The organism is Ligilactobacillus sp. Marseille-Q7487 (assembly GCF_949152225.1).
Lineage (GTDB): Bacteria > Bacillota > Bacilli > Lactobacillales > Lactobacillaceae > Ligilactobacillus.
Map to the genome: position 1 here is coordinate 889,938 of NZ_CASCJC010000001.1, position 24,160 is coordinate 914,097.

A 24,160-nucleotide genomic window follows, 5' to 3' on the forward strand; every position below is an offset into this window, starting at 1 on the left:
AAAAATGACAAAATTAACGATTAAACAAGTTAAAGAATTACTAGCAAGTACACCTAGTCAACAAGAGTTAGAATTGTTAGCAAGCGATGAACGTAAAGGAGTGCAAACTCAATTACAAAGTTACTATAAAAAACAAGCACAACTAGCCCAAAAACAAGAACAGTTTGCCAAACGTTTGACATTAGAACGTCAGTTATGGCAACAAGACGTTGATTATATTGCAGGCATTGATGAAGTTGGACGTGGCCCATTAGCTGGTCCAGTGGTAAGTGCAGCAGTTATTTTGCCGCATGATTTTAATCTAGTTGATGTTAATGATTCTAAGCAATTATCTGAAAAAAAACGCGAAGAACTTTATTTAAAAATTTTAGAAGTAGCTGTGAGTGTTTCGATTGGCATTGCGGACAATCAACTGATTGATGATATTAATATTTATCAAGCTACTAGACAAGCCATGAAGCAAGCTGTTGAAAATTTAAGTGTACAACCACAACATTTATTAATTGATGCAATGCAAATTGATAGTCAAATCCCTCAAGACAAGTTAATTAAAGGTGATGCTAAATCAGCTTCAATTGCAGCAGCAAGTATTGTAGCTAAAGTTTATCGAGATCACTTGATGACTTTTTATGATCGTCTTTATCCTGGTTATGATTTTGCTAAAAATGATGGCTACGGGACCAAAAATCATTTGGCAGGTTTAGAAAGCTTAGGAATAACGCCAATTCATCGCTTAACTTTTGAACCAATTAAATCAAAATACATGTTTTAAGTGTTTTTTTGCGTATTTTATGATGGAAAATAATACGCAAAAGGACGTGACATATTAAATGAAAGAAAGAGACTTTTTGGTACGCTTGCATCTTTGTCCAGGAATTGGTTTAAGTGGGGAATATAAGCTTTATCAATTTTATCAAAAATTTACACGCCTACCAACGCCAATAGAGTTACAGGTTTTATTAAATTATACGGCTAAACAAGCTCAAAACTTTTATGATGCTTTTAAAAGTGAGCAATTAACGCAAAAAGTGGCTTTAAATATCACTAATAGTCAGGTGTTAACAATTGTAGATGAACAATATCCACTTCAATTAAAAGAAATATATCAGCCGCCTTTAGTGCTATTTTGCAAAGGTGATTTGAAATTGTTACAAACACCTATGTTAGCGATTGTTGGAGCAAGACAGATGAGTTCTTATGCTACACAAGTATTAGAAAGTTTTATGCCTAAATTAGCGATGAAGCTAACAATTGTAAGTGGTTTGGCTCAAGGAGTAGATAGTTTAGCTCAAAATTTAACACTAAAAAATTATGGTAAGACAATTGCGGTAATTGGAACGGGTTTAAATATTTCTTATCCCAAGAGTAATGCTTTTTTACAACAAGAAATTGGCAAAAAAGGGTTACTTCTTAGTGAATATGGTTTAGATGAAAAACCATTGCGGTTTCATTTTCCATATCGCAATCGTATTATTGCTGGATTAGCTCAAGCTACGCTGGTTGTTGAAGCCAGACATAAAAGTGGCAGTCTAATTACTGCTAATTTAGCTTTACAAGAGAATCGAGATGTTTTGGCAATTCCAGGATCACTATATCAACCTTTGTCTGAAGGATGTAATGAATTGATTCAAGCTGGGGCTAAATTGATACTTACACCGCAAGATATAATAGAAGAATTTTCAAATTACTTGACAAACTTCAATAAAATAGAATAACATGATAACGATTTTAATATATAAAATGAATAAATAACAAAGGAGTTGGGTTAGTTGCCTAAATCCCCTACAACAACTAAAAAAACAACGACTCGTAAAAAGAGTACTACTAAAAAGAACTTAGTCATTGTTGAATCACCTTCAAAGGCTAAAACAATTGAAAAATATTTAGGTTCACGCTATAAGGTTATGGCCAGTTTAGGTCATATTCGTGATTTGCCTAAGAGCACCATGGGTATTGATGTTGAAAATAATTATGAGCCACATTATATTTCAATTCGTGGTAAAGGTGAAATTATTAAAGAATTACGCAAAGAAGCTAAAAAAGCAGCACACGTTTATTTGGCAGCCGATCCGGACCGTGAAGGTGAAGCTATTGCTTGGCACTTGTCGTATCTTTTAGGTTTAGATCCTAAAGATAAAAATCGTGTGGTTTTCAACGAAATTACTAAAGATGCAGTTAAAAACGCCTTTAAAACACCGCGAGCAATCGATATGAATTTAGTTGATGCTCAACAAGCAAGACGTGTTTTGGATCGATTGGTTGGTTATTCAATCTCACCATTATTATGGGCGAAGGTCAAAAAAGGCTTGTCAGCTGGACGTGTCCAATCAATTGCACTTAATTTAATTATTAAGCGTGAAAATGAAATTAAGGCGTTTATCCCTGAAGAATATTGGACCTTAGATGCACAGTTTAAAAAAGATAAAAGTAGTTTTGAAGCTAGCTTTTATGGTTTAGATGGGAAAAAATCTGAATTAAAAAATAATGATGAAGTGCAAGCAGTGTTGGCTAAGCTTGATAAAAAACAGCCGTTTATAGTAGCAGAGGTTGAAAAAAAGGAACGTAAACGTCAACCTGCCTTACCATTTACAACTTCCACGATGCAACAAGTTGCTAATAATGTCTTGAAGTTTAAGACACAAAAGACAATGATGATAGCGCAACAACTATATGAAGGAATTAGTATTGGTCGTGGGGGCGCTGTTGGTTTGATTACGTATATGCGTACTGATTCAACACGTATCTCAGATGTAGCTAAACATGAAGCGGCTGAATATATTCATGATACTTACGGTGAACAGTATGCTGCTGTCAAGCCACGTAAAGGAAAAATCTCGGAAGGTGCACAAGATGCACACGAGGCTATCCGTCCGTCATCTGTATTAAGAACACCAGAGTCATTAGAAAAATATTTAACTAAAGATCAGCTAAAATTATATTCATTAATTTGGTCACGATTTGTTGCTAGTCAGATGACACCAGCTGTTATTGATACTATGCGAGTTGATTTGGAACAAAACGGTGTAACCTATCGTGCAAATGGCTCAAAGCTTAAATTTGATGGTTTTACTAAGGTCTACGCTGAAGCTAAACGCAAAGATAATATTTTGCCAGAATTAGCCCAAGGTGATGAAGTGATGATGGATAAAAATCAAGCTAATCAACATTTCACCTTGCCACCGGCACGTTATACGGAAGCTACCTTAATCAAAACTTTGGAAGAAAAAGGTGTGGGGCGTCCTTCAACTTATGCCCCAACATTAAATACGATTCAAAAGCGTTATTATGTTAAATTAGTTACACGTAAATTTGAACCAACTGAATTAGGTGAAATCGTCAATTCAATGATTGAAGAATGTTTCCCAGATATTTTAAATATTAATTTCACAGCGCAATTAGAAGATCGATTAGATGAAATTGAAGAAGGTAAACAAGAGTGGGTAAGACTGATTGACGAGTTTTATCAACCATTTGCTAAAGATGTTCAACTAGCTGAAAGTAAGTTAGAAAAAGTTAAGATTAAAGATGAACCAGCCGGAATTGATTGTGAGATTTGTGGGGCTCCGATGGTTATTAAAATGGGTAAGTATGGCAAGTTTTATGCTTGCAGTCGGTTCCCAGACTGTCGTAATACTAAAGCAATTACTAAAGAGATTGGTGTGACTTGCCCAGTTTGTCATAAAGGACAAATTATTGAACGAAAAACCAAGAAAAATCGTCTCTTTTATGGTTGTGAAAATTATCCTGAATGTGAGTTTATTTCTTGGGATAAACCAGTTGGTCGTGATTGTCCTAAATGTGGTCACTATCTCGTATACAAAAAGGTTAAAAAGGGTTTACAAGTTAAATGTCCAAATGATGATTATCAAGAAGCAATTCAAGGTGAATAAAGTAAATATTGAGGAGAAACTTAATGGAAAAAATAGTTAATGTTATCGGGGCTGGCTTGGCAGGAAGTGAAGCGGCTTGGCAAATCGCTAATCGTGGCGTGAAGGTGCGCTTATATGAAATGCGTCCCCAAAAATCAACACCAGCGCACCATACAGGAAATTTTGCAGAGTTAGTTTGTACAAATTCTTTGCGAGCTAATCAATTAACTAACGCAGCGGGACTTTTAAAAGAAGAAATGCGTCAATTGAATTCTTTAATTATGAAAGCTGCTGATGCAAATAGTGTACCTGCAGGTGGAGCGTTGGCTGTTGATCGTGAGGGATTCTCTGGTGCTGTGACACAAGCATTGCAAGAACATCCAAATGTAGAGATTGTTTGTGAGGAATTAACTGCTTTACCAGAAGGATTAAGTGTTGTAGCCACTGGTCCATTGACGGCAGAAGGTTTAGCAAAAGACATCAAGCAATTTATGGGTGATGATGGCTTGTATTTTTATGATGCGGCTGCTCCAATTTTAGAAAAATCATCACTTGATATGGATAAGGTTTACTTGAAATCACGTTATGATAAAGGCGATGCAGCTTATTTAAACTGTCCGATGACAGAAGAAGAATTTAAAGCTTTTTATCATGAATTGATCAATGCGCAAACGGCCGAACTTCATGAATTCGAAGATGAAAAATTCTTTGAAGGCTGCATGCCTATCGAAGAAATGGCCTCACGTGGTGAAAAAACTATGCTTTTTGGTCCGCTAAAACCAGTCGGCTTAGAAGATCCGCGAACAGGAAAAGAGCCATTTGCGGTAGTTCAATTGCGTCAAGATAATGCGGCTGGAGATTTGTATAATATTGTTGGTTTCCAGACTCATCTAAAATGGGGTGAACAAAAGCGTGTCTTTTCAATGATTCCTGGTTTAGAAAATGCTCGTTTTGTTCGCTATGGGGTAATGCATCGCAACACATATTTGCGTTCACCTCAAATGATGGAACAAACATATCAAACTAAAAAGCGACCAGATTTATTGTTTGCTGGACAAATGACAGGAGTAGAAGGTTACGTTGAAAGTGCAGCAAGTGGACTTTATGCTGGAATTAATGCAGCGTTATTGGCACAAGAAAAAGCGCCAGTGATTTTCCCAGAAGAAACAATGATGGGAGCAATGGCATATTATATTACGCATGCAAATAAAGATAATTTCCAACCTATTAATGCCAACTTTGGAATTATTCGACCATTGGGTAAACGAGTTCGAGACAAACGTGAACGTAATATGCAACTTTCGCAACGAGCCTTGGATGAATTGGCAAAATTCAAAGCAAATAAATTAGACTAGTCAAAGAGGTGTGATTTGTTTAATCACACCTTTTTTTAAGTTATGCTAAGGAAAAGCATAAAGAGCTTGACTAACTTTGACCTATATAAGAGAATGTTAATTGAAAGGCGGAGTGCAGATGTCTCTTGAACAACATTGGATTAGTGATTTTAAACGTTATTTACAAGTTGAACGACAGTATTCAGGTGAAACTTTGAAAGCTTATGGCGAGGATTTGGAATTGTTTAAGCGGTTCTTGTTAGAAAATGGAGGCGCTCAGTCCTTTGCTGATGTTTCAAATTTTGATGTACATGTTTATATGGGTTATTTGTATGATCAACAGTATAAAACAACAACTATTTCACGGATGGTTTCGAGTTTGCGTTCTTTTTATCGCTTTTTAATGAAAAATGAGTACGTTAATGATAATCCATTTGCCTACGTTCAGCTTAAGCGACAACCACGATCCTTACCGCATTTCTTCTATGAAAAAGAAATGAATGCGCTTTTTGAAGCGACTAGGGGAGATGATTGGCGGTCTTTGCGAGATTATGCTTTGTTGGAAAGTTTATATGCAACAGGAATGCGGGTTAGTGAATGCACAGGATTGACTATAAAAGATATTGATTTTAGTACGCAAACAATGCTATTACATGGTAAAGGTTCTAAGGATCGCTATGTTCCTTTCGGCCGTTTTTGTAAGGATGCTTTGCTAGTTTATTTTGAACAAGTACGTACACCTTTGATGACTAAACATCAACAATGTCACGATTACGTTTTCGTTAATCAACATGGAGCGCCATTAACCGCGGCTGGAGTCGCCTATATTTTAAATCAAATTGTTAAGCGAAGTTCTTTGACAACGACGATTCATCCTCATGAATTACGGCATACTTTTGCGACGCATTTAATGAGTAATGGTGCTGATTTACGCGCAGTTCAAGAGTTATTAGGACACAGTAGCTTATCGACAACACAAATTTATACACATGTTACCCCCGAACATTTGCAAAGGGATTATCGTAAGTATTTTCCTAGAGCATAGTTTTGAGGCAAAATTTTAAGGAGGAAAAACAATGCCTATTTCATTTCACGCGACTACCATTTGTGCAGTTCGCCATAATGGTCATTTAGCGATGGCAGGCGATGGTCAAGTGACCATGGGAGAAAAAGTTATCATGAAAGGAACGGCACGTAAAGTTCGTAGAATCTATAACGGGAAAGTTGTAGTAGGCTTTGCGGGGAGTGTCGCTGATGCGTTTAATCTTGAAGAACGTTTCGAAAAAAAATTAAACGAATACAGTGGTAATTTACAACGTGCAGCTGTTGAGTTGGCACAAGAATGGCGTAGTGATCAAGCTTTACAAAAATTAGAAGCATTATTAATTGTCATGGATAAAGATAATCTTTTATTGGTTTCAGGTTCTGGAGAAGTTATCGAACCAGATGATAATGTTTTAGCGATTGGTTCTGGTGGCAATTTTGCTTTATCTGCAGCTAAAGCCTTGACTAAATATGCTCCATCTATGAGTGCATTAGATATTGCAAAAGCAGCAATTGGAATTGCCGGCGATATTGATATCTTTACAAATCATAATATTATTGCAGAAGAATTGTAAGCAAAGAGGTTAATTAAATGGAACAGTTAGATAAAACACCAAAACAAATTGTAGCTGAATTAGATAAGTATGTTATTGGTCAAGAAAATGCAAAAAAAGCTATTGCGGTTTCTTTGCGTAATCGTTATCGGCGTATGCAATTACCAGTAGAAATGCAAGAAGATGTAACACCTAAAAACTTGTTGATGATTGGGCCAACTGGGGTAGGTAAAACAGAAATTGCTCGACGTTTGGCAAAAATTGTTGGAGCTCCTTTTGTTAAAGTGGAAGCAACTAAATTTACTGAGGTTGGCTATGTCGGACGCGACGTGGAATCTATGGTACGTGATTTGGTTGAAGTAGCTTATAAGATGCAACAAGAAGAAGTTTATAAGCAAGTACGTACCCAAGCTGTTCAATTGGCAGATAAGCGCTTGATTAAGCTTTTAGTCCCAGCGCAAAAAAAGCAAAATAAACAAAATCAACAATTAAACTTTATGCAACTGATGCAAGATTTACAAAATGGGAAGTTGCCACAAGGGTTTGAACCTGAGCAAGAAGAAGTAACTGATGAAATTCGGAACCAACGTTTGAGTGTCAGTGAACAACTAAACCGCGGACTATTAGAAAATAAAGAAATCACAATTGAAATGGATGATCCAGCTCAAAGTTTTGGTAATCAATCTGATATGTTAGGTCAAATGGGAATTGATTTAAATGATACTTTGGGTAATTTGATGCCTAAAAAGCGTGTAACAAGAACGATGAGTGTTAAGGATGCACGTGAAGTCTTTGTACGTGAAGAATCGGAAAAACTAGTTAATAGTGCAGATGTTGCAGATGCTGCTATTAAGAAAGCACAAAATATGGGGATTATCTTTATTGATGAAATTGATAAGATTACCTCTAAATCTAAACAAAATGCGGGTTCAGTTTCACGTGAAGGAGTTCAACGCGATATTTTACCAATCGTTGAAGGCTCACAAATTAAAACAAAATATGGCATTATCAAGACCGATCATATTTTATTTATCGCTTCAGGAGCATTTCATGAAAGTAAGCCAAGCGATTTGATTGCCGAACTTCAAGGCCGTTTTCCAATTAGAGTGGAACTAGAAGACTTAACTGCCACAGATTTTGTTAAGATTTTAACAGAACCAAATAACGCTTTGATCAAACAATATATCGCGTTAATTAGGACAGATAATATTGAAGTAACATTTACAATTGAAGCAGTTGAAAAAATTGCACAAATCGCTTACCAGGTTAACCATGAAACAGAAAATATCGGTGCGAGACGTTTGCATACGATCTTAGAAAAATTATTGGAAGACTTACTGTATGAAGGACCAGACATGCAAATGGGGCAAATCACGATTACAGAAGCCTATGTTGAACAAAAAATTGGCACGATTGTGGCCGATAAAGACCTCAGTCGCTATATCTTGTAAGATTATCTAGGAGGAAATGTTAGATGGCAGTTACAATTCAAAATCAGTATTTAAGTGCGACAGTCAATGAACATGGAGCTGAATTAGCCAGTTTAATCGCTAAAAAGACCGGCATCGATTATATGTGGTCGGCTGACGCAAAATATTGGGGACGACGATCACCGGTCTTATTTCCGATCGAAGGCCGGTTAAAAGATGATCAATACGTGTGGCAAGATAAAACATATCATTTGACGCAACACGGTTTTGCACGTGATTGTGACTTTGAAGTCGTCACAAAACAAAGCGATTACGTTAGTTTTGAATTAAAGCCAAACTCAAAGACTAAAGAAAACTACCCATTTGACTTTATTTTACGCCTAAACTACCGCTTGATTGCCGATAGCTTGGAATTAGAATATGAAGTAATTAACCCAAGTGATAGTGAGTTGCATTTTGCATTAGGTGCACATCCTGCATTTAAGGTTCCTTTAATAGAAGGACAAGCTTATGAGGATTATTATATTGAAATCTTACCAAATAAAGCACGTAAGGTTATTCCTTTGAGTGGAGGATTAACAGATCCTAAAAATGCTTATTTGACTAAAGGTGATGTCTTAAAGATTTCACATGAGACGTTTAAAGATGATGCGATTATTTATGATTTAGAGCAAGAAGAAACAACCTTTGTATTAAAAAATAATAAAGATGATCATGGAATAGCATTAAAGGCCAAGGATGCTAAGTTTACCGGCATTTGGTCGTGTTATCCGGCTAAAGGACAGTTTGTTTGCATCGAACCTTGGTGGGGCTTAGCAGATACGGTTCAAGCTAGTGGAAAGCTTGAAGAAAAGTTTGCTAACAATGTTTTAGCCGGTCATGAAACCTTTAAGACTTCTTTTAGCGTACAGGTCTTTTAAAATATCAAAAGATGGATACTACTTTTTTAGTGGTATCCATTTTTATTAAAAAACCGACTAATCGTATTTGATTAATCGGTTAAATGTTATTTATTTTTTTGTTGACGCTTTTTGTAGCCTAAACCAAATGGAACTAAGTTTTCTGTTCCATTTTTAATTCGCTCAATATTACCCCAGTGTCTTACAAAAACAAAGATTGTTAAAGCTACAGCTACACATGTCAAAATCAAATCATGATAAAAGAATGATGCAAGCGTAATTAAAGTAAAGCCCACCATACTAGCCATACTGACCATGCTGGTAATGTAAAGTGTGATTAAAAAGATTGCCCAAGAAAGTAAGAAAAATTGCCAGTTATAAACAAGCAATACTCCAACACTTGTTGCAACAGCTTTACCACCTTTAAAACCTGCAAAAATTGGGAAAACATGTCCTAAAATAGCAGAAAGACCAATCAACATTACATTGGCATTCGAATGAAATATAAATGGTAAACAAGCAGTTAGAGTTCCTTTTAACATATCCATCAATAAAACAACGATGCCAGCTTTTTTACCTAACACTCTAAATGTATTGGTAGTTCCCATGTTTCCACTACCAAAATTACGAATATCTTTGTTGTAAAAAATTTTTCCTATCCAAACTCCAGAAGGAATTGATCCTAAAAGATAGCCTATAAGCAACATGATGATAATCTTAGAATCCAAGGTTAAACCTCCTTTTTCATATAATACCTGTCTTATTCTATCACTTATTGGTCTTTAACCGCAATAAGCGATAAAATGTGGTATGTAGTAGTCTGTATGCTTTTTTTGCAAACGATGCAATAAAAAAGTATAAATAAACTACTGGTAGACTCGCTTTTTATAAGGTATGATAGTAAGAGTTATGATTAATTACGAAATAGAAAGGATTGAAAACTGTTGGTAAAACCAAACTACAATGATGATGCAATTCAGGTTTTAGAAGGTCTTGAAGCGGTGCGCAAACGTCCAGGAATGTACATCGGTTCAACTGATTCTAAAGGCTTGCATCACTTAGTGTATGAAATTGTAGATAATGCTGTAGACGAAGCATTATCTGGTTATGGTAATCAAATAGACGTGACGATTCATACAGATGATTCGATTACTGTGGTAGATTATGGACGTGGGATGCCCGTTGGGATGCATGCTTCAGGGATACCGACCGTTGAAGTAATCTTTACTGTCTTACACGCTGGTGGTAAATTTGGACAAGGTGGCTATAAAACATCTGGTGGCTTACACGGTGTAGGTGCATCTGTTGTTAATGCATTATCTTCTTATTTGAAGGTGACAACGGTTAGAGACGGTATTGAATATGAAGAACAGTTTAAAAATGGTGGTCAACCTCAAGGTACATTGCGCAAGTTAGGAAAGACTACTAAGAAAAGTGGCACAACTGTAACATTTAAGCCTGATGCAACGATTTTTTCAACGACACATTTTAATTATGAAATTTTAGCGGAGCGTTTACGAGAGTCAGCATTTTTACTTAAAGGTGTAAAAATCACTTTAAGCGATGAACGTACGCAAACAACAGAAATTTTTCATTTTGAAGAAGGTATCAAACAATTCGTTGCTTATCTTAATGAAGACAAAGATGTTTTAGGAAACGTAATGTATTTTGAAGGAACCAAGGAAGGAATTGAAGTCGAAGTAGCGGCTCAATATAATGATGGTTATTCAGAAAATATTATGTCTTTTGTAAACAATGTGCGTACTAAAGATGGTGGTAGTCATGAAGTTGGGATGCGTTCGGCATGGACTAAAGCTTTTAATGAATATGCGCGTAAGATTAATCTTTTAAAAGACAAAGATAAAAACTTAGAAGGTAGCGATGTACGTGAGGGCTTAGCAGCAATTATTTCGGTGCGTATTCCAGAAGAATTATTACAATTTGAAGGACAAGTTAAAGGCAAACTAGGTACACCTGAAGCTAGAAGTGCTGTAGAAACACTTGTTGGTGAGCAACTAAGCTATTATTTGATGGAAAATGGCGAATTTGCTCAAGATTTGGTTCGTAAATCAATTAAGGCTAGGGAAGCGCGCGAAGCTGCTAGAAAAGCACGTGATGAGAGTCGCAACGGCAAGAAACGCAAGAAAAAAGAACAGTTGTTATCCGGCAAACTGACGCCAGCACAATCTAAAAATGCTAAGAAAAACGAGTTGTTTTTAGTCGAAGGTGATTCTGCGGGTGGTTCTGCTAAACAAGGACGGGATCGTAAGTTTCAAGCAATTTTGCCTTTACGTGGTAAAGTCTTAAATACTGAAAAAGCTAAGTTACAAGATATTGTAAAAAATGAAGAAATCAATACGATGATTTATACAATCGGCGCTGGTGTTGGGGCTGAATTTAATTTGGCCGATGCCAATTACGACAAAGTCATTATCATGACTGATGCGGATACTGATGGGGCCCATATCCAAACGTTATTGTTAACGTTCTTTTATAAGTACATGCGCCCACTTATCAACGCAGGTAGAGTTTATATTGCCTTGCCTCCGTTATATAAATTACAAAAAACAGTCAAGAAAAAACAACTTATTCGCTACGCTTGGACCGAAGACGAATTAAAGCAAGCTATTAAAGAATTAGGTAAGGGATATACACTTCAACGTTTTAAAGGGTTGGGTGAAATGAACGCCGACCAGCTTTGGGAAACGACGATGAATCCCGAAACACGCACTTTAGTTCGCATCAAAATCGATGATGATGCGGTCGCAGAAAGACGAGTTACCACTTTGATGGGAGATAAGGTTGAACCAAGAAGAAAATGGATCGAAAAAAATGTCCAATTTACCTTGGAAGAAGATGGTAGCTTACTTGATACGGTAGTGGCCCAAGAAGCGCATCAAACCAGCATACAAGAAGAAATGAATTTATTTGATGAAACTAACTACACTGAAGAGTAAAGGAGGCCGGTAAGTAACAATGGAAACGACTAATATTCAAGAAATTTCACTTGAGGCGGTCATGGGTGAACGCTTTGGCCGCTATTCTAAATATATCATTCAAGAACGTGCATTACCTGATATTCGTGACGGTTTAAAACCTGTGCAACGCCGTATTTTATTTGCGATGAATGAAGATGGTAATACTTTTGATAAGGCCTTTAGAAAATCGGCAAAATCGATTGGAAACGTGATGGGGAATTTTCATCCCCACGGTGATTTTTCAATTTATGAAGCAATGGTACGTTTGAGTCAGCATTGGAAGCTAAGAGAGCCTTTAATCGAAATGCATGGTAATAACGGCTCAATGGATGGTGATCCGCCAGCAGCAATGCGTTATACTGAAGCGCGTTTGTCAGAAATAGCTAGTGAAATGCTTAAAGATATTGATAAAAAGACGGTTGATATGGTACTGAATTTCGATGATACCGAATATGAGCCAACTGTTTTACCGGCGCGTTTTCCCAATCTATTAGTTAATGGAGCGACCGGGATTTCGGCGGGGTATGCGACGGAAATTCCGACACATAACTTACACGAAACGATTCAAGCTACGATTCGTTTGATGCAAAATCCAAACGTCACATTAGCCGAATTAATGGAAGATATCAAGGGACCAGATTTTCCAACCGGTGGTATCTTACAAGGTATTGATGGAATCAAGAAAGCTTATGAAACCGGACGTGGTCGTGTAATGTTACGTTCAAAAACAGCGATTGAAGATATCAAAGGAGCTAAACAACAAATTGTTATCACCGAGATTCCATACGAGGTCAATAAGGCTTTGTTGGTTAAAAAAATTGATGAGATTCGTTTGCTAAAAAAAGTCGATGGTATCGCTGAAGTCCGTGATGAAAGTGATCGCGAAGGCTTGCGTTTAGTTGTTGAACTAAAGAAAAATGCTAATGCAGAGGGAATTTTGAATTATTTATTTAAAAATACTGATTTGCAAATTTCTTATAATTTCAACATGGTTGCAATCAATCAAAAACGACCACAACACGTAGGTTTAAAGACGATTCTAGAAGCTTATTTGGCGCATCAACGTGATGTTACAACTAAACGAACTCAATTTGACTTAAATAAAGCCAAAGAACGTGAACATATTGTTGCTGGGTTGATTAAGGCTTTATCGATTTTAGATGATGTTATCAAGACAATTCGCGCTTCACAAAACAAAAAAGAAGCCAAGGATAATCTGATGGTGGCTTATGGGTTTACCGAAAAGCAAGCTGAAGCAATTGTTTCTTTACAACTTTATCGGTTAACTAATACCGATGTGACAGCTTTGCAAAAAGAAGCTGAGGAACTAGCGGCTAAGATCGCTACTTATGAAAAAATTTTGGCACAACCCAAAGAGCTTGATAAAGTTATCAAAAAAGAATTGTTAGCTCTAGATAAAAAATATGGCTCACCACGTTTGACTGAGATTCAAGAGCAAATCGAAGAAATTAAGATTCAAACAGAAGTAATGGTTGCGCAAGAAGATGTGATGCTATTAGTATCTAAAGGGGGCTACGTCAAACGCTCATCACTACGTTCGTTTAATGCGTCTGATGATGCAGATAACGGTCTTAAAGATGAAGATTACCCAGTTTATCAAGCAGTCGCTAATACGTTAGATCACTTGTTGATGTTTACCGATAAAGGCAATGTTATTTATCGCCCGGTTCATGATATTACGGATGCCAAGTGGAAAGAAACCGGCGAACATCTCTCACAAACAGTCGGTTTAGATGCTGATGAATCCGTCTTAAAAGCTTATTGTTTCAAAGATTTAAAACAAGGAAGCTTTGTTTTTGCAACTAAGGAAGGATTCATTAAGCAAACCAAGTTGGCCGATCTTAAACCAGGTCGGACCTATAAATCACGCGCTGCACAGTTCATGAAGCTAAAAACACCTAGTGATCGGGTGTTGATGATCGATTATTTACAAGAAGATCAGACTAAACAAGTCTTTTGTGCAACGTATGGTGGCTATGGCTTAAGATATGAGCTATCTGAAGTACCAGTAACTGGTGCTAAGACTGCTGGTGTCAAGAACATGGACTTACGTGATGATTATTTAAGTGCGGTGTTGTTGGTTGATGAAACTAGCGAAGTGGCTCTTGTTACTCAACGCGGTTCCTTTAAGAAGATGAAAGTTAGCGAGGTTCCGTTGAGTAGTCGGGCACGCCGGGGTGTGCTAATCTTACGCGAATTAAAACGCAATGCTCATCGAGTGGCGTTGGCTTGTGTTGTCGCGGACTCCCAGCGCCTAGAGATTTTGACTTCGACCAATGAAAGAGTTGAGGTGTTAAGCCAAGACTATGTTTGTGTCGATCGTTATTCAAATGGGTCGTTTGTCTTAGATACACAAGCCCAAGGAGAACCGCTTTATTTACGCGTGTTACCTGCGGATGCTTTAAAAGATTAATCGAGTAAATTTAATCCTCATTACTAGAGCTGGCTAGTAATGAGGATTTTTTAGTTGACAGTATTGCTTATTTCAAAAATAATGCTATAATGTTGTTAGATTATTAGTTAAATGACTAAATATTTTAGGAGTGATATTGATGAAGTTTACGGATATTGTAAAAAAAGATTGGTATTTGTATTTGTTGATTTTAGTCGGCTACTTATTTGGTTTGAGCGTTTATTCTAAACTTCCATCTCAAATACCTAGCCATTGGAATACTGCTGGGCAAATCGATAATTACTTTCCACGAATGGTTGGAGTTTTGTTGCTGCCGACGGTATGTTTAGGAATGTTGATTTTGTTTGAAGTTTTACCTCTAATTGATCCTAAAAAATATAACTATGCGCTTTTTTTAAAGAGTTATCAACTTTTTAAGGTTGTCTTTATTGTTTTTATGCTAGTTCTTTATGCGGTAACGATTTTGGTAGCATTAGGCTTTGCATTAAATGTTGGCTTGATTGTAACGAGCGGGATTGGTATTTTATTTATGATTTTAGGCAACTATTTAAGTAAGATTCAGCCTAATTATTTCATCGGCTTTAAACTACCATGGACCTTGGCGAGCGATTATGTGTGGAAAAAAACGCATCGCTTGGGAGGTTGGTTAGTGTTTTTGAATGGTTTGCTTATTTTAATCAGTGGTTTTGTGTGGCCCAATGCGTTAGGAGCTATAATCATAGTAACGGTCGTTTTATTGGTTGTAGTCCCGAGTGTTTATGCGTATCTAATCTACAAAAATCATGAAAAGGGGCATAATAAATGAGCTTAAATCTAGCCTTTAAAGCCTTAGCTGATCCGACTAGGCGTAAAATAATTACGTTGTTAAAAGAACAAGATTTAAGCGCAGGAGAGATTGCGCAAAATTTTGATATCTCTAAACCTAGTATTTCTCAGCACTTGAGTATCTTAAAACAAGCCGATTTAATCAGTGCTCAACGTGCGGGCCAAAAGATTATTTATTCGCTAAATACGACGGTTTTGCAAGAAATCACGAAATGGGTTTTTGATATATTTGAAAATTAGTAGTAGACCTTCTTGTCAGTGGATAAGAAGGTCATTTTTATAATCAAATCATTTGAAATTATATGCTATAATTCTGAAAGGGATATCATCTAAAGGAGCAACGAGTATGAATGAATTACAACGAGTCGCGACGAGCTTAAATCTTTTAGGGAAATATTTAGGAATTCGTGATGTTGCAGATTTAACAACTATAAAGGTTGATGTATTAGTTCTTTATGGGGGCAGTATCTTACAGGGTGCCGATGAATTTGCCAAGGCTTATCAAAAAGGTGTTGCTAAATATTATGTTCTTTCCGGCGGACATGGCCACACTACTAAATATTTGCGTGCTAGCTTAGAAAAAAGAGGTTATCAAGGTTTAGAACATTTATCTGAAGCCCAGATGTTGGCCTTGTATTTACAAAAAGAATATGATATTACAATTACCTTATTAGAAAATACTTCGACTAATTGTGGTAATAATGTTACATGCGTCTTAGAATTGTTAGAGCAACACCAAATTAATTTTGAAAGCCTAGCACTTATCCAAGATGCAACATTGCAAAAACGAATGGCCGCGTGTTTTGCTAAATATTTGCCAAATAAAAAAATCATTAATTATGCTGCGTATCAAACTGAGGTTGGTGTGAAAAACGCCGATTTAATATGTATAAATCAGCCCAATGGAATGTGGACTTTAGAGCATTATAGTAAATTATTATTAGGTGAAATCGTGCGTCTACACGATACTAAAGAAGGGTATGGACCAAATGGGAAAAATTTCATTGCACATGTTGCTGTACCCCAAGATGTTTTGTTGGCATATCGTTTTTTAAGCCAATATCTAGGTTATACAACGCGTCAAGCTAACCAAGCCTATCAAACGACAAACTTAGGTTATATTCATAAACAAATAATCAAAGAATATTTTTCTATGTGGGTCAAACGTGATTTTAAGCGTTTACCAGAGCTTTTTTCAAAAGATTGTCGTTATGAAGAATGCTATGGTCCTATCTATGAAAATTTGCATCAGATAAAAGCGTGGGTTACAGATACTCTTTTGCGTCAGAAAGTTTTGAGTTGGCAGATTAAGGCTTTTTATCATAGTAAGAGTAATCAAGTTTTTGTGGAATGGAACTTTAGTGCTCAAGAAGCAGGGAAAATTGCAAGCTTTGATGGTCTTTCTTTGATTGAGTTTGATGATAGACAACAAATTAGTCTAGTCAAAGAGTTTGAGGCTAAATTAGTAAGAACGTATCCATATCGTAAAAAATCATGCTAAAATGAAGATATCTTAAATAAATATGAGGTAATAATTGTGAAGAAAACGCAGTATATTAAACTTTTTTCCCATAATGATTTAGATGGGTTTGGAGCACCAGTTTTATTGGAAACAGTTAAAGAACAAATGTTTGCCAATGTTAAATTTGATTTAACAACTTGTTCAGCAGGCAATCTAGATCGGGAATTATCTTATTGGTTCAAAAGCTCGGAAATGAAACAATTTACAGACGTCTATATTATGGATATGACACCGGATAGTGAATATTCGTTTGAAATGCTTGAAAACCATTTTGCTAATCACTGGTTGATTTTTGATCATCATGAAAGTGAAGAAGAGTTACGTCAAAAATATCGTTTAAATTGTTTGTTGCCGACTAATCAGGCTCAAACGCCAAGTGCCACAAGCTTGGTATGGGATTGGTTACAAAAGCAAGTAGAATTTGCTAATATTACGGCTAAACGCCAAGCTCAACTTGCACAATTGGTTGAATTAATCCGAGCTTATGATACATGGGATTGGCAAAACGATCCGTTAATGGCACCAGAAACAAAGATCGCTGCAGATGAATTAAACCAGCTTTTTTGGTTTTATCCTCTCCAAAAGTCTCAAGCTTTTGTGAGCGATGTTTTTGCGAAAGGCTGGGAAGCTTATCGTGATCAAAATGAGTTATTAATCGAAACTTTAAATGAACGCAGAAAACGCTATTTGGAACGTCATTTACGTTCGGTGGTTGAATTTGAATTAGCAAATGACAAGTTTGGCATCGTTTATGCGAGCGATTATAAATCTGAAATTGCGCATGAATTATTGCATAGAAGACAGTTAGATGCGGTCTTGGTAATTGACAATCATAGCGTCTCTTTACGTAGCAACGGGCGTATTGATGTTGCCAAATTCGCAAGTGAATACTTCAATGGTGGAGGACACAATGAATCGGCAGGGGGAACGTTGAGTATAAATCCCGTTGAAGTTGGTGAACAAGCAGTTGCCGATGAGCTTATTCAATTAGCCAAGGTTAAGCAAAAACAAATCGGAGAAGAGCAAAATACGTTAGCAGACCAATTAGATCCAGAGATTGCTGCTAAGATGGCGGCGTTATTTGGTAAAGATTAGTAGAAAAATACTATGAAAAAGAATTTTATAAAAAGAAGTATTTTAATAATTATTGGGATTTTGTGTCTGAGCGGTGGTGGAATTTGGTTAGTAAAACAACATCAAATTAGGACTCAACATGAAATTCAAAAGAGGGCGGAGCAAGAAAAAATAACTCAAGTTAAGCAAACAACGCAAAGTTTGCTACAAACTAAAGATATTTCCAAAAAATATTGGGGTTAAAAAAATTAATTCAACAAGAGCCCAAACAAAGCTCTCAACATGTAAAGCAGATTTATCAAATTGCCATTAAAAAACAGGTCAGATTAGAAATTAAAATACTTTGACAACCTTAACTATAAAAGATTTAGCGAGTGCTACACAAGAACAAATTCAAGCTAAAAGTGAAAGGCTCAAGGCCTTTTTAACGAAATTGATGCAACAAAAACTAGTTTATTCAAGTAAACAATATGACATATTAACATCAACAATTAATACATTATTGCATTGTACCAATATGATGCACAAATCAAAGCTTTAGAAGAAAAATTAAAACAACAAGCACAACAAGCAAATGTAAGGCAAAAGTCTCAAATTAATCAAACTACACAAACCAATTTAAATTCAACGGTATTACAACAGCAAACAACACAACAAGCAAAAGATAACAACGGTAATAATGACAATAATAATGAGACTGTCTTATTGAATGTTCCTTATATTAATATATTGATCAATATCAAGTTGGTGAAATGGCCTGTAAGGCAAGTTCATTGCTTGAAGCACTGCATTTTAAAGGATATGCGACTAATTATATTATAGTTTAGCAAGTTTTATTTAAACAATGCCTATTTCAGCTAGTGGAAATCCTAATGAAGGCTTTGGTGGTAGTTATCAAACAGTTGTAGCAAACGTTTTTCAATCGATTTATCCAGCACCATTAGCCACCTGGGGCCAAAGATTTGGTAATGTCCGCAATATTTCAGGTGCAAGCTTGGAAGATTTAAAACAACAATTGCGTGCTGGAAATCCAGTTGTTGTTTATGTAACGCTGCATTTTGCAGCACCTAAATATCATCAATATTTTTGGGGAACTGGCATCGATAATAGCCACGTAATGACTTTAGATGGCTTTAAACCTGGCTATTATCATGTAGTCGATCCAGCTGCCGACAGCTATTGGGTTTTAGAAAATTCATTGGCATATTCGTATAATTTAACACGTTATGCTGTGGTTATTGCTTAATCAATAACTTATTGATTAAAATTTACACTGAGTTTTAAATTCAGATTTTTTCGGTTAAAAAAGCATGTTTTTCATAGATTAACATGCTTTTTTGTTTAGTATCTAATAGGGCGGTTTTCTAAATTTTATCTTTTATCTAGTTTACATAATATACATTATCGAAAGTGGGGTTTTTAAATAAAAACCGCCCTAAGTATTAATACAAATAAAAAACTCGCCCTTAAGCGAGTTTTGATTAATTTGCATCATATGAATTAATAATTTGGCGTTTGCTATTCCAGAAAAATACTTTAACAACACCTAATATTTTCTTTTTGGGGACAAAACCATAATAACGACTATCATTTGAGTTAGCACGGTTATCACCCAAAACCAAATATTCATCTTTAGGAACAGTAAATTTATGTCCACTTCCTAACGTGAATTGGCTAGTTGCTGGTAATTCTAATGTCAATGTCCCTTTTTGTTGTTGTTCTTTAGAAATATAACTTTGTGAACTGAATTTACCATTGATATAAAGATCTCCATTATCTTTATATTCTACTGTATCACCAGGCATTGCAATTACACGTTTTACATATTTAGCATCTTTTTTTGCACTAGGATCAACACCATCGGCATCAAAAACGATAACTGAATCATGCTTGATTTTACTTTGTTTAAACAGCATAACCCATTCGTTATTTTGCAAGTTTGGATACATTGACAAACCATCAACACGTACCAATTGGAAAAGATATGTTTTAATTACTAACGATAAAGCAATGGCTATAGCGATTGGTATAAGCCATCCTAAAATAAATTTAAATGTTTTCATATAAGGTAAGGACTCCCTTTTGCAAATTATAATGAAGCTACTAATGATGTCAAATATTTATGACTAGCGATTTGTTCCTTGGCATCATTTTGATTTGCAAGATTTATTTCATAAATACTACTAGCAGTTGGATTTAATAATGGCAAAACCTCTTTCCAAGGAATATTTCCTTGACCAAGCGTTAGACTATCATGTGTTTGACCATACGAATCTACAAGATGATAATGGACAATATTTTTCTTTAGATTTGCTAGAGACGCTAATAATTGATCGCTTTGACCGTGACATTTTATGAAGCAATGGGAAGTATCAAATGCTAAACGACATCCTAAAGCTAAAATATCGGCTTCTTCTTTGGCATCTCCATAATAAAAAAGATCTGAAATTGAGTTTTCAAACATAACATGATCTTTACCAAGTTCTTGAAAATGAGCAATTCTTTCGAAGACTGCAAATCGCGCATATTCAAAGCTAGGATAAAGCGCAATATAATCTGCAGTTTGACGAGAATATGATCCGTGAATCAAAACATCAACATCATAAGTAAAACCAATTTCTAATAATTTTTGAGAACTTTCTTCAACAAAATGATAAAGCTCGCGACATTGTTTTTGCGGTGCAACAAGCTCAGTAAACTGATCTTGCCAACGCATCGGATGATGTAAAATAATCCGTGGAGTTACTTGTTTAACTTCTTTGATAGCTTCGATTAAGCGTTTATTACCGGCAGTAGTAAAATCATATTCACTCGTGAAAAATTCAAAAACGTCTGGATGATATGCTAAACGATTTGTGACTTGTTCACTAGTACTACTAGCTTTTAAACCTAAGCTGATTTTCATAAATGCACCTTCAAAAATCTGGACAAAAATCTTATTCAGATAAAATTAGTTATTATCAATATCACGCATCCAAGCCAAGGCCAAAGCTTTTTCGCCTAGATGTGTACCGATAACTGGACCAAAATAACTTATATCAATTGGATATTGTGGATATTTTTGGGCTAATTCTTCCTTCCAAGCTATAGCTGCCTCTTCATCATTGGCATGGATTACGATAAGACGTAAAGGATAGTTTATCTCTTGGAGACGTTGTTCAAATAAATCTTCCACACGCTTTAAAGCACGCTTAGAGGAACGTACTTTGTCAAAAGCAACGATTTTATCGGTTTGATCATCAAAAGTTAAAATAGGCTTAATCTTTAATACACTTCCAATAAATGCCGAAGCATTAGAAAGACGTCCGCCACGAACAAGATTTTGTAAATCGTCAACAATAAAATATTCTTTGACCGTTTTTCGTAGATCTTCCAAATGAGCAATAATTTCTTTTGCAGATTTATTTTCCTTAGCCATACGAGCTGCTTGAATACACATATTTCCCATTAACATTACAGTAATTTTTGAGTCAAATGGAATAATTTTAATATCGTGCATCTCTTGTGCGACTGTTTCAATAGAACCAATTAAACCTGAAATTGTTGAAGCTAAATGAATACTAATAACAGTATCATAACCTTGCTTTGCTAAGGAACCATATAATTCCATCAACTTTCCAATTGCTGGTTGAGATGTACTTGGAAAAGATTTAGTATTTCGTAACTTTTCATAAAATTCTTCTGGTGTGATATCGACACCTTCATCATAAACTTCACCATCAAGAACCACAGGAATCGGCACGACATGAATATCGTTTTCACGAATCTGTTCAGGTGTTAGATAGGCTGTACTGTCTGTTACAACAGCTATTTTCATAATTAATTGCACCTACTTTTATAAATTTATCGCAATACAATCATATCATACAACATGTTTGTATTCTAGCACTGCCTTTTAGAGCTTATCACGTTCAAGACTTTTAGCCAATCTATTTAACAAAATTTTTAAAAGATTTTCTTCTTCAGCTGACCAATGTAAAAAAAGATGTTGCTTAAATTCATGTAAATTTTTTTCAAGATTTACAATGGTCGCATCCCCTTTAGTTGTTAAGCTATAAGAATGCTTTTTTTTGCTATTAGGAAAGGCACCAGGGATTTTTTGAAAAGAAATCATCTGTTTATCTAATAACTTGTTCAATTGTCGACTTAAGGTAGAAACATCTAAGCTAGATTGTGTCACTAAATCCTTTTGTGTTCTAGCACCGGCCTTGATGTTACGTAATAATTCCCATTCAGCAATGGTCAAATCATGAGCACGTGTTAATTTTTGAAGCTGCTCACGATATTTTTTTTGCACACTCCACAAATTATCTAAGACTTCTTTCATAATTTTATCCCCTTAATTTCTTTGTGCTTTTATTCTATTAATTGTATAATACAACTCATATTAAAAGCAAGCAAATTACAAATTAATAGGAAAAGTTTATTTTGCTCATTTGCAAGGAAACAGGTAAAATAAGACTAATATAAAAAAGAAAGTGAGTTGAAGCAAATGGCATTTGACGGCTTCTTTACCCATGCAATGATTGTTGAACTTAAGAACAGGCTGTGTGACGGTAGAGTTACTAAAATTTCGCAACCATATCCAAATGAAGTTATTTTAACAATTAGAGCCCAAAGAACAAATTATCCACTATTATTGTCTGCCAATGCAAATTATGCGCGTTTCCAAATAACGGAAATTCCTTATACTAATCCGCCAGTCCCTACAAACTTTACTATGATGTTACGCAAATATTTAGAAGGTGCTAAACTAGTCGATATCCAACAATTAGAAAATGATCGAGTAGTATATTTCAGTTTTTTAACGCGTAATGAATTGGGTGATGCCTTACCTTTACTTTTAAGCGTTGAAGTTATGGGTCGGCATAGTAATATCATTTTGATTAATCAAGCAGAACAAAAAATTATTGATACTATTAAACATGTCGGAATGGATCAAAATCGTTATCGGACATTCTTACCTAATGCAACGTATCGTACTCCGCCTAAGCAAGAAAAGGTAAATCCTTTTGCATCTAATGCAAGCGCGCTATTGCAAGACATCGATTTAACACAGGACTTAACAAGTTTAGCTAAAGAATTAATGCAAAATTATCAAGGTTTTGATCGTAACACAGCATTTGTATTAGCTCAGTATTTGCAAGCTCCTAATATAAATCCAAGACAAGAATTTTTAAAGTTTTTAGATGATAAGCAAGGAACTCCTTGTATTTATCAACATGAAAATAAAATGATGTTTAGTAGTGTCTTACCCTTTTTTACAAACAAATGTCAAACATTTACTACCCTAAGTCTAGCTTTGGATGCTTATTATCAACAAAAAGCAACTACAGATCGGGTTGCACAACAAGGTGCAAATTTAATACATGTTGTTAATGTTAATTTAAAACGTAATCGTCTAAAATTAACTAAGTTAACACGTGAATTACAACAAACTAAAGGTGCGGATAAGTATCGGATCTGTGGAGAATTGTTGACAACTTATCTTTATCAAATTAAGCGTGGAATGATAGAGATTAGTTTGCCAAACTATTATGATAATGAAAAAATGACCACGATTCCCCTATCCAATCAGTTAAATCCTGCACAAAACGCACAGAAATATTTTAAAAAATATCAAAAGCTTAAAAATGCTGTTGTGCATATTACAAAACAAATTGAGCTAACTAAAGCGGAAATTGCATATTTTGAAGAATTAGAGGCTCAATTACAAATCGCTAAACCACAAGATTTGCCTGATATTAAGCTTGAATTAGAAAATGGTGGCTATTTAAAGGCAAATCATAAAAAGACTAAGCGAAAAGTTAAACTCAGTCAGCCTGAAGTCTTTTTGTCAAATGATGGTACCAGGATATCGGTCGGCAAAAATAATTTGCAAAATGATCAATTAACACTTAAAACCGCTAAGAAGTCAGATATTTGGTTACATGCTAAAAATATCCCTGGTTCACATGTAATTATTCATAGTGCTACACCTTCACACCAAACGCTATTAGAAGCAGCTAATCTAGCAGCGTATTATTCTAAATCACGTTTGTCAGCTAATGTTGCCGTAGATTATGTAACAGTTAATAAAATTAAAAAGCCTAATGGTGCTAAACCTGGTTTTGTAATTTATGAAGGTCAAAAGACTTTATATGTTACCCCTGATGAAAAATTAATTACACAACTGGCCTTAAATCAAGAATAATAAA

23 protein-coding genes are annotated in these 24,160 nt (G+C 35.5%); 18 read left to right on the forward strand and 5 right to left on the reverse strand.

The genetic code is table 11. The features are described from left to right. The first annotated feature begins 4 nt into the window (after positions 1 to 4). From QM017_RS04460 to QM017_RS04495, 8 genes are all read left to right on the forward strand, one after another. The gene (locus tag QM017_RS04460) at positions 5 to 772 is read left to right on the forward strand and encodes a ribonuclease HII (RefSeq protein ID WP_282708973.1); all 768 of its coding nucleotides are present in this window, start codon (positions 5 to 7) and stop codon (positions 770 to 772) included. Between the two features lie 58 nt (positions 773 to 830). Beyond that, the gene (gene dprA, locus QM017_RS04465) at positions 831 to 1,715 is read left to right on the forward strand and encodes a DNA-processing protein DprA (RefSeq protein ID WP_178196381.1); all 885 of its coding nucleotides are present in this window, start codon (positions 831 to 833) and stop codon (positions 1,713 to 1,715) included. A 54-nt stretch (positions 1,716 to 1,769) separates the two neighbouring features. Next, positions 1,770 to 3,890 (forward strand): type I DNA topoisomerase, encoded by a 2,121-nt coding sequence (topA, locus tag QM017_RS04470; RefSeq protein ID WP_178196379.1) that lies wholly within the window; start codon positions 1,770 to 1,772, stop codon positions 3,888 to 3,890. Positions 3,891 to 3,913: 23 nt separating this feature from the next. Further along, positions 3,914 to 5,224 (forward strand): methylenetetrahydrofolate--tRNA-(uracil(54)-C(5))-methyltransferase (FADH(2)-oxidizing) TrmFO, encoded by a 1,311-nt coding sequence (gene trmFO / locus QM017_RS04475; RefSeq protein ID WP_178196377.1) that lies wholly within the window; start codon positions 3,914 to 3,916, stop codon positions 5,222 to 5,224. A 118-nt stretch (positions 5,225 to 5,342) separates the two neighbouring features. Continuing rightward, a complete protein-coding gene (xerC, locus tag QM017_RS04480) occupies positions 5,343 to 6,248 on the forward strand; it encodes a tyrosine recombinase XerC (RefSeq protein WP_178196375.1) in 906 nt (301 codons plus the stop codon). A 31-nt stretch (positions 6,249 to 6,279) separates the two neighbouring features. Then, the gene (hslV, locus tag QM017_RS04485; RefSeq protein ID WP_178196373.1) at positions 6,280 to 6,822 is read left to right on the forward strand and encodes an ATP-dependent protease subunit HslV; all 543 of its coding nucleotides are present in this window, start codon (positions 6,280 to 6,282) and stop codon (positions 6,820 to 6,822) included. Between the two features lie 17 nt (positions 6,823 to 6,839). Further along, the gene (gene hslU / locus QM017_RS04490) at positions 6,840 to 8,252 is read left to right on the forward strand and encodes an ATP-dependent protease ATPase subunit HslU (protein ID WP_178196371.1); all 1,413 of its coding nucleotides are present in this window, start codon (positions 6,840 to 6,842) and stop codon (positions 8,250 to 8,252) included. Between the two features lie 23 nt (positions 8,253 to 8,275). Continuing rightward, positions 8,276 to 9,151: an aldose 1-epimerase family protein gene (locus QM017_RS04495; RefSeq protein WP_282708974.1), complete on the forward strand. Its 876-nt coding sequence runs from the start codon at positions 8,276 to 8,278 to the stop codon at positions 9,149 to 9,151. A gap of 86 nt (positions 9,152 to 9,237) precedes the next feature. On the opposite strand, the gene plsY is transcribed toward QM017_RS04495, so the two are convergent. Further along, positions 9,238 to 9,858: a glycerol-3-phosphate 1-O-acyltransferase PlsY gene (plsY, locus tag QM017_RS04500; RefSeq protein WP_282708975.1), complete on the reverse strand. Its 621-nt coding sequence runs from the start codon at positions 9,856 to 9,858 to the stop codon at positions 9,238 to 9,240. A 216-nt stretch (positions 9,859 to 10,074) separates the two neighbouring features. Between plsY and parE the strand changes: the two genes are divergently transcribed. The 9 genes from parE to QM017_RS04545 all read left to right on the forward strand — a co-directional run bounded on the left by parE (position 10,075) and on the right by QM017_RS04545 (position 19,209). Further along, positions 10,075 to 12,087, forward strand: coding sequence for a DNA topoisomerase IV subunit B (parE, locus tag QM017_RS04505; RefSeq protein ID WP_282708976.1), 2,013 nt, complete (start codon positions 10,075 to 10,077; stop codon positions 12,085 to 12,087). Between the two features lie 19 nt (positions 12,088 to 12,106). Beyond that, positions 12,107 to 14,542 carry a DNA topoisomerase IV subunit A gene (gene parC / locus QM017_RS04510; protein ID WP_282708977.1) on the forward strand — a complete coding sequence of 812 codons (2,436 nt, stop codon included), beginning with the start codon at positions 12,107 to 12,109 and terminating at the stop codon, positions 14,540 to 14,542. Positions 14,543 to 14,681: 139 nt separating this feature from the next. Beyond that, positions 14,682 to 15,347, forward strand: a complete 666-nt coding sequence (locus QM017_RS04515) for an SdpI family protein (protein ID WP_282708978.1) — start codon at positions 14,682 to 14,684, stop codon at positions 15,345 to 15,347. Beyond that, positions 15,344 to 15,607 carry an autorepressor SdpR family transcription factor gene (locus QM017_RS04520; protein WP_282708979.1) on the forward strand — a complete coding sequence of 88 codons (264 nt, stop codon included), beginning with the start codon at positions 15,344 to 15,346 and terminating at the stop codon, positions 15,605 to 15,607. Before QM017_RS04515 ends, QM017_RS04520 begins: the two co-directional genes overlap by 4 nt. 106 nt (positions 15,608 to 15,713) lie before the next feature. Further along, the gene (locus QM017_RS04525; RefSeq protein ID WP_282708980.1) at positions 15,714 to 16,868 is read left to right on the forward strand and encodes a nuclear transport factor 2 family protein; all 1,155 of its coding nucleotides are present in this window, start codon (positions 15,714 to 15,716) and stop codon (positions 16,866 to 16,868) included. Between the two features lie 36 nt (positions 16,869 to 16,904). Then, positions 16,905 to 17,984: a phosphoesterase gene (locus tag QM017_RS04530; RefSeq protein WP_178198084.1), complete on the forward strand. Its 1,080-nt coding sequence runs from the start codon at positions 16,905 to 16,907 to the stop codon at positions 17,982 to 17,984. 12 nt (positions 17,985 to 17,996) lie between these two features. Then, complete coding sequence (locus QM017_RS04535) at positions 17,997 to 18,206, forward strand: hypothetical protein (RefSeq protein ID WP_178198085.1); 210 nt, start codon at positions 17,997 to 17,999, stop codon at positions 18,204 to 18,206. Positions 18,207 to 18,470: 264 nt separating this feature from the next. Continuing rightward, positions 18,471 to 18,785, forward strand: a complete 315-nt coding sequence (locus QM017_RS04540; protein ID WP_282708981.1) for a hypothetical protein — start codon at positions 18,471 to 18,473, stop codon at positions 18,783 to 18,785. A 22-nt stretch (positions 18,786 to 18,807) separates the two neighbouring features. Continuing rightward, positions 18,808 to 19,209 carry a C39 family peptidase gene (locus QM017_RS04545; protein WP_282708982.1) on the forward strand — a complete coding sequence of 134 codons (402 nt, stop codon included), beginning with the start codon at positions 18,808 to 18,810 and terminating at the stop codon, positions 19,207 to 19,209. Positions 19,210 to 19,444: 235 nt separating this feature from the next. Here QM017_RS04545 and lepB read toward each other — a convergent pair whose 3' ends face one another. From lepB to QM017_RS04565, 4 genes are all read right to left on the reverse strand, one after another. Further along, positions 19,445 to 20,026 (reverse strand): signal peptidase I, encoded by a 582-nt coding sequence (lepB, locus tag QM017_RS04550; RefSeq protein ID WP_282708983.1) that lies wholly within the window; start codon positions 20,024 to 20,026, stop codon positions 19,445 to 19,447. Positions 20,027 to 20,052: 26 nt separating this feature from the next. After that, positions 20,053 to 20,868: a TIM barrel protein gene (locus QM017_RS04555; RefSeq protein ID WP_178198088.1), complete on the reverse strand. Its 816-nt coding sequence runs from the start codon at positions 20,866 to 20,868 to the stop codon at positions 20,053 to 20,055. 45 nt (positions 20,869 to 20,913) lie between these two features. Continuing rightward, positions 20,914 to 21,780 (reverse strand): DegV family protein, encoded by an 867-nt coding sequence (locus tag QM017_RS04560; protein ID WP_178198089.1) that lies wholly within the window; start codon positions 21,778 to 21,780, stop codon positions 20,914 to 20,916. Positions 21,781 to 21,858: 78 nt separating this feature from the next. Next, on the reverse strand, positions 21,859 to 22,290 hold the full coding sequence (locus QM017_RS04565; RefSeq protein WP_178198090.1) for a MarR family transcriptional regulator: 432 nt from the start codon (positions 22,288 to 22,290) through the stop codon (positions 21,859 to 21,861). Positions 22,291 to 22,455: 165 nt separating this feature from the next. On the opposite strand from QM017_RS04565, the gene QM017_RS04570 reads away from it, so the two are divergent. After that, the gene (locus QM017_RS04570) at positions 22,456 to 24,156 is read left to right on the forward strand and encodes an NFACT RNA binding domain-containing protein (protein WP_282708984.1); all 1,701 of its coding nucleotides are present in this window, start codon (positions 22,456 to 22,458) and stop codon (positions 24,154 to 24,156) included. The last annotated feature ends 4 nt before the right edge of the window (positions 24,157 to 24,160 follow it).

What these genes read in the sequence shown, in the direction of transcription:
- QM017_RS04460 (WP_282708973.1), top strand. Translation starts at nt 5, where the DNA reads ATGACAAAATTAACGATTAAACAAGTTAAAGAATTACTAGCAAGTACA.
- dprA (WP_178196381.1), top strand. Translation starts at nt 831, where the DNA reads ATGAAAGAAAGAGACTTTTTGGTACGCTTGCATCTTTGTCCAGGAATT.
- trmFO (WP_178196377.1), top strand. Translation starts at nt 3,914, where the DNA reads ATGGAAAAAATAGTTAATGTTATCGGGGCTGGCTTGGCAGGAAGTGAA.
- xerC (WP_178196375.1), top strand. Translation starts at nt 5,343, where the DNA reads ATGTCTCTTGAACAACATTGGATTAGTGATTTTAAACGTTATTTACAA.
- hslV (WP_178196373.1), top strand. Translation starts at nt 6,280, where the DNA reads ATGCCTATTTCATTTCACGCGACTACCATTTGTGCAGTTCGCCATAAT.
- hslU (WP_178196371.1), top strand. Translation starts at nt 6,840, where the DNA reads ATGGAACAGTTAGATAAAACACCAAAACAAATTGTAGCTGAATTAGAT.
- QM017_RS04495 (WP_282708974.1), top strand. Translation starts at nt 8,276, where the DNA reads ATGGCAGTTACAATTCAAAATCAGTATTTAAGTGCGACAGTCAATGAA.
- parC (WP_282708977.1), top strand. Translation starts at nt 12,107, where the DNA reads ATGGAAACGACTAATATTCAAGAAATTTCACTTGAGGCGGTCATGGGT.
- QM017_RS04515 (WP_282708978.1), top strand. Translation starts at nt 14,682, where the DNA reads ATGAAGTTTACGGATATTGTAAAAAAAGATTGGTATTTGTATTTGTTG.
- QM017_RS04520 (WP_282708979.1), top strand. Translation starts at nt 15,344, where the DNA reads ATGAGCTTAAATCTAGCCTTTAAAGCCTTAGCTGATCCGACTAGGCGT.
- QM017_RS04525 (WP_282708980.1), top strand. Translation starts at nt 15,714, where the DNA reads ATGAATGAATTACAACGAGTCGCGACGAGCTTAAATCTTTTAGGGAAA.
- QM017_RS04535 (WP_178198085.1), top strand. Translation starts at nt 17,997, where the DNA reads ATGAAAAAGAATTTTATAAAAAGAAGTATTTTAATAATTATTGGGATT.
- QM017_RS04545 (WP_282708982.1), top strand. Translation starts at nt 18,808, where the DNA reads ATGCCTATTTCAGCTAGTGGAAATCCTAATGAAGGCTTTGGTGGTAGT.
- lepB (WP_282708983.1), bottom strand. Translation starts at nt 20,026, where the DNA reads ATGAAAACATTTAAATTTATTTTAGGATGGCTTATACCAATCGCTATA.
- QM017_RS04555 (WP_178198088.1), bottom strand. Translation starts at nt 20,868, where the DNA reads ATGAAAATCAGCTTAGGTTTAAAAGCTAGTAGTACTAGTGAACAAGTC.
- QM017_RS04560 (WP_178198089.1), bottom strand. Translation starts at nt 21,780, where the DNA reads ATGAAAATAGCTGTTGTAACAGACAGTACAGCCTATCTAACACCTGAA.
- QM017_RS04565 (WP_178198090.1), bottom strand. Translation starts at nt 22,290, where the DNA reads ATGAAAGAAGTCTTAGATAATTTGTGGAGTGTGCAAAAAAAATATCGT.
- QM017_RS04570 (WP_282708984.1), top strand. Translation starts at nt 22,456, where the DNA reads ATGGCATTTGACGGCTTCTTTACCCATGCAATGATTGTTGAACTTAAG.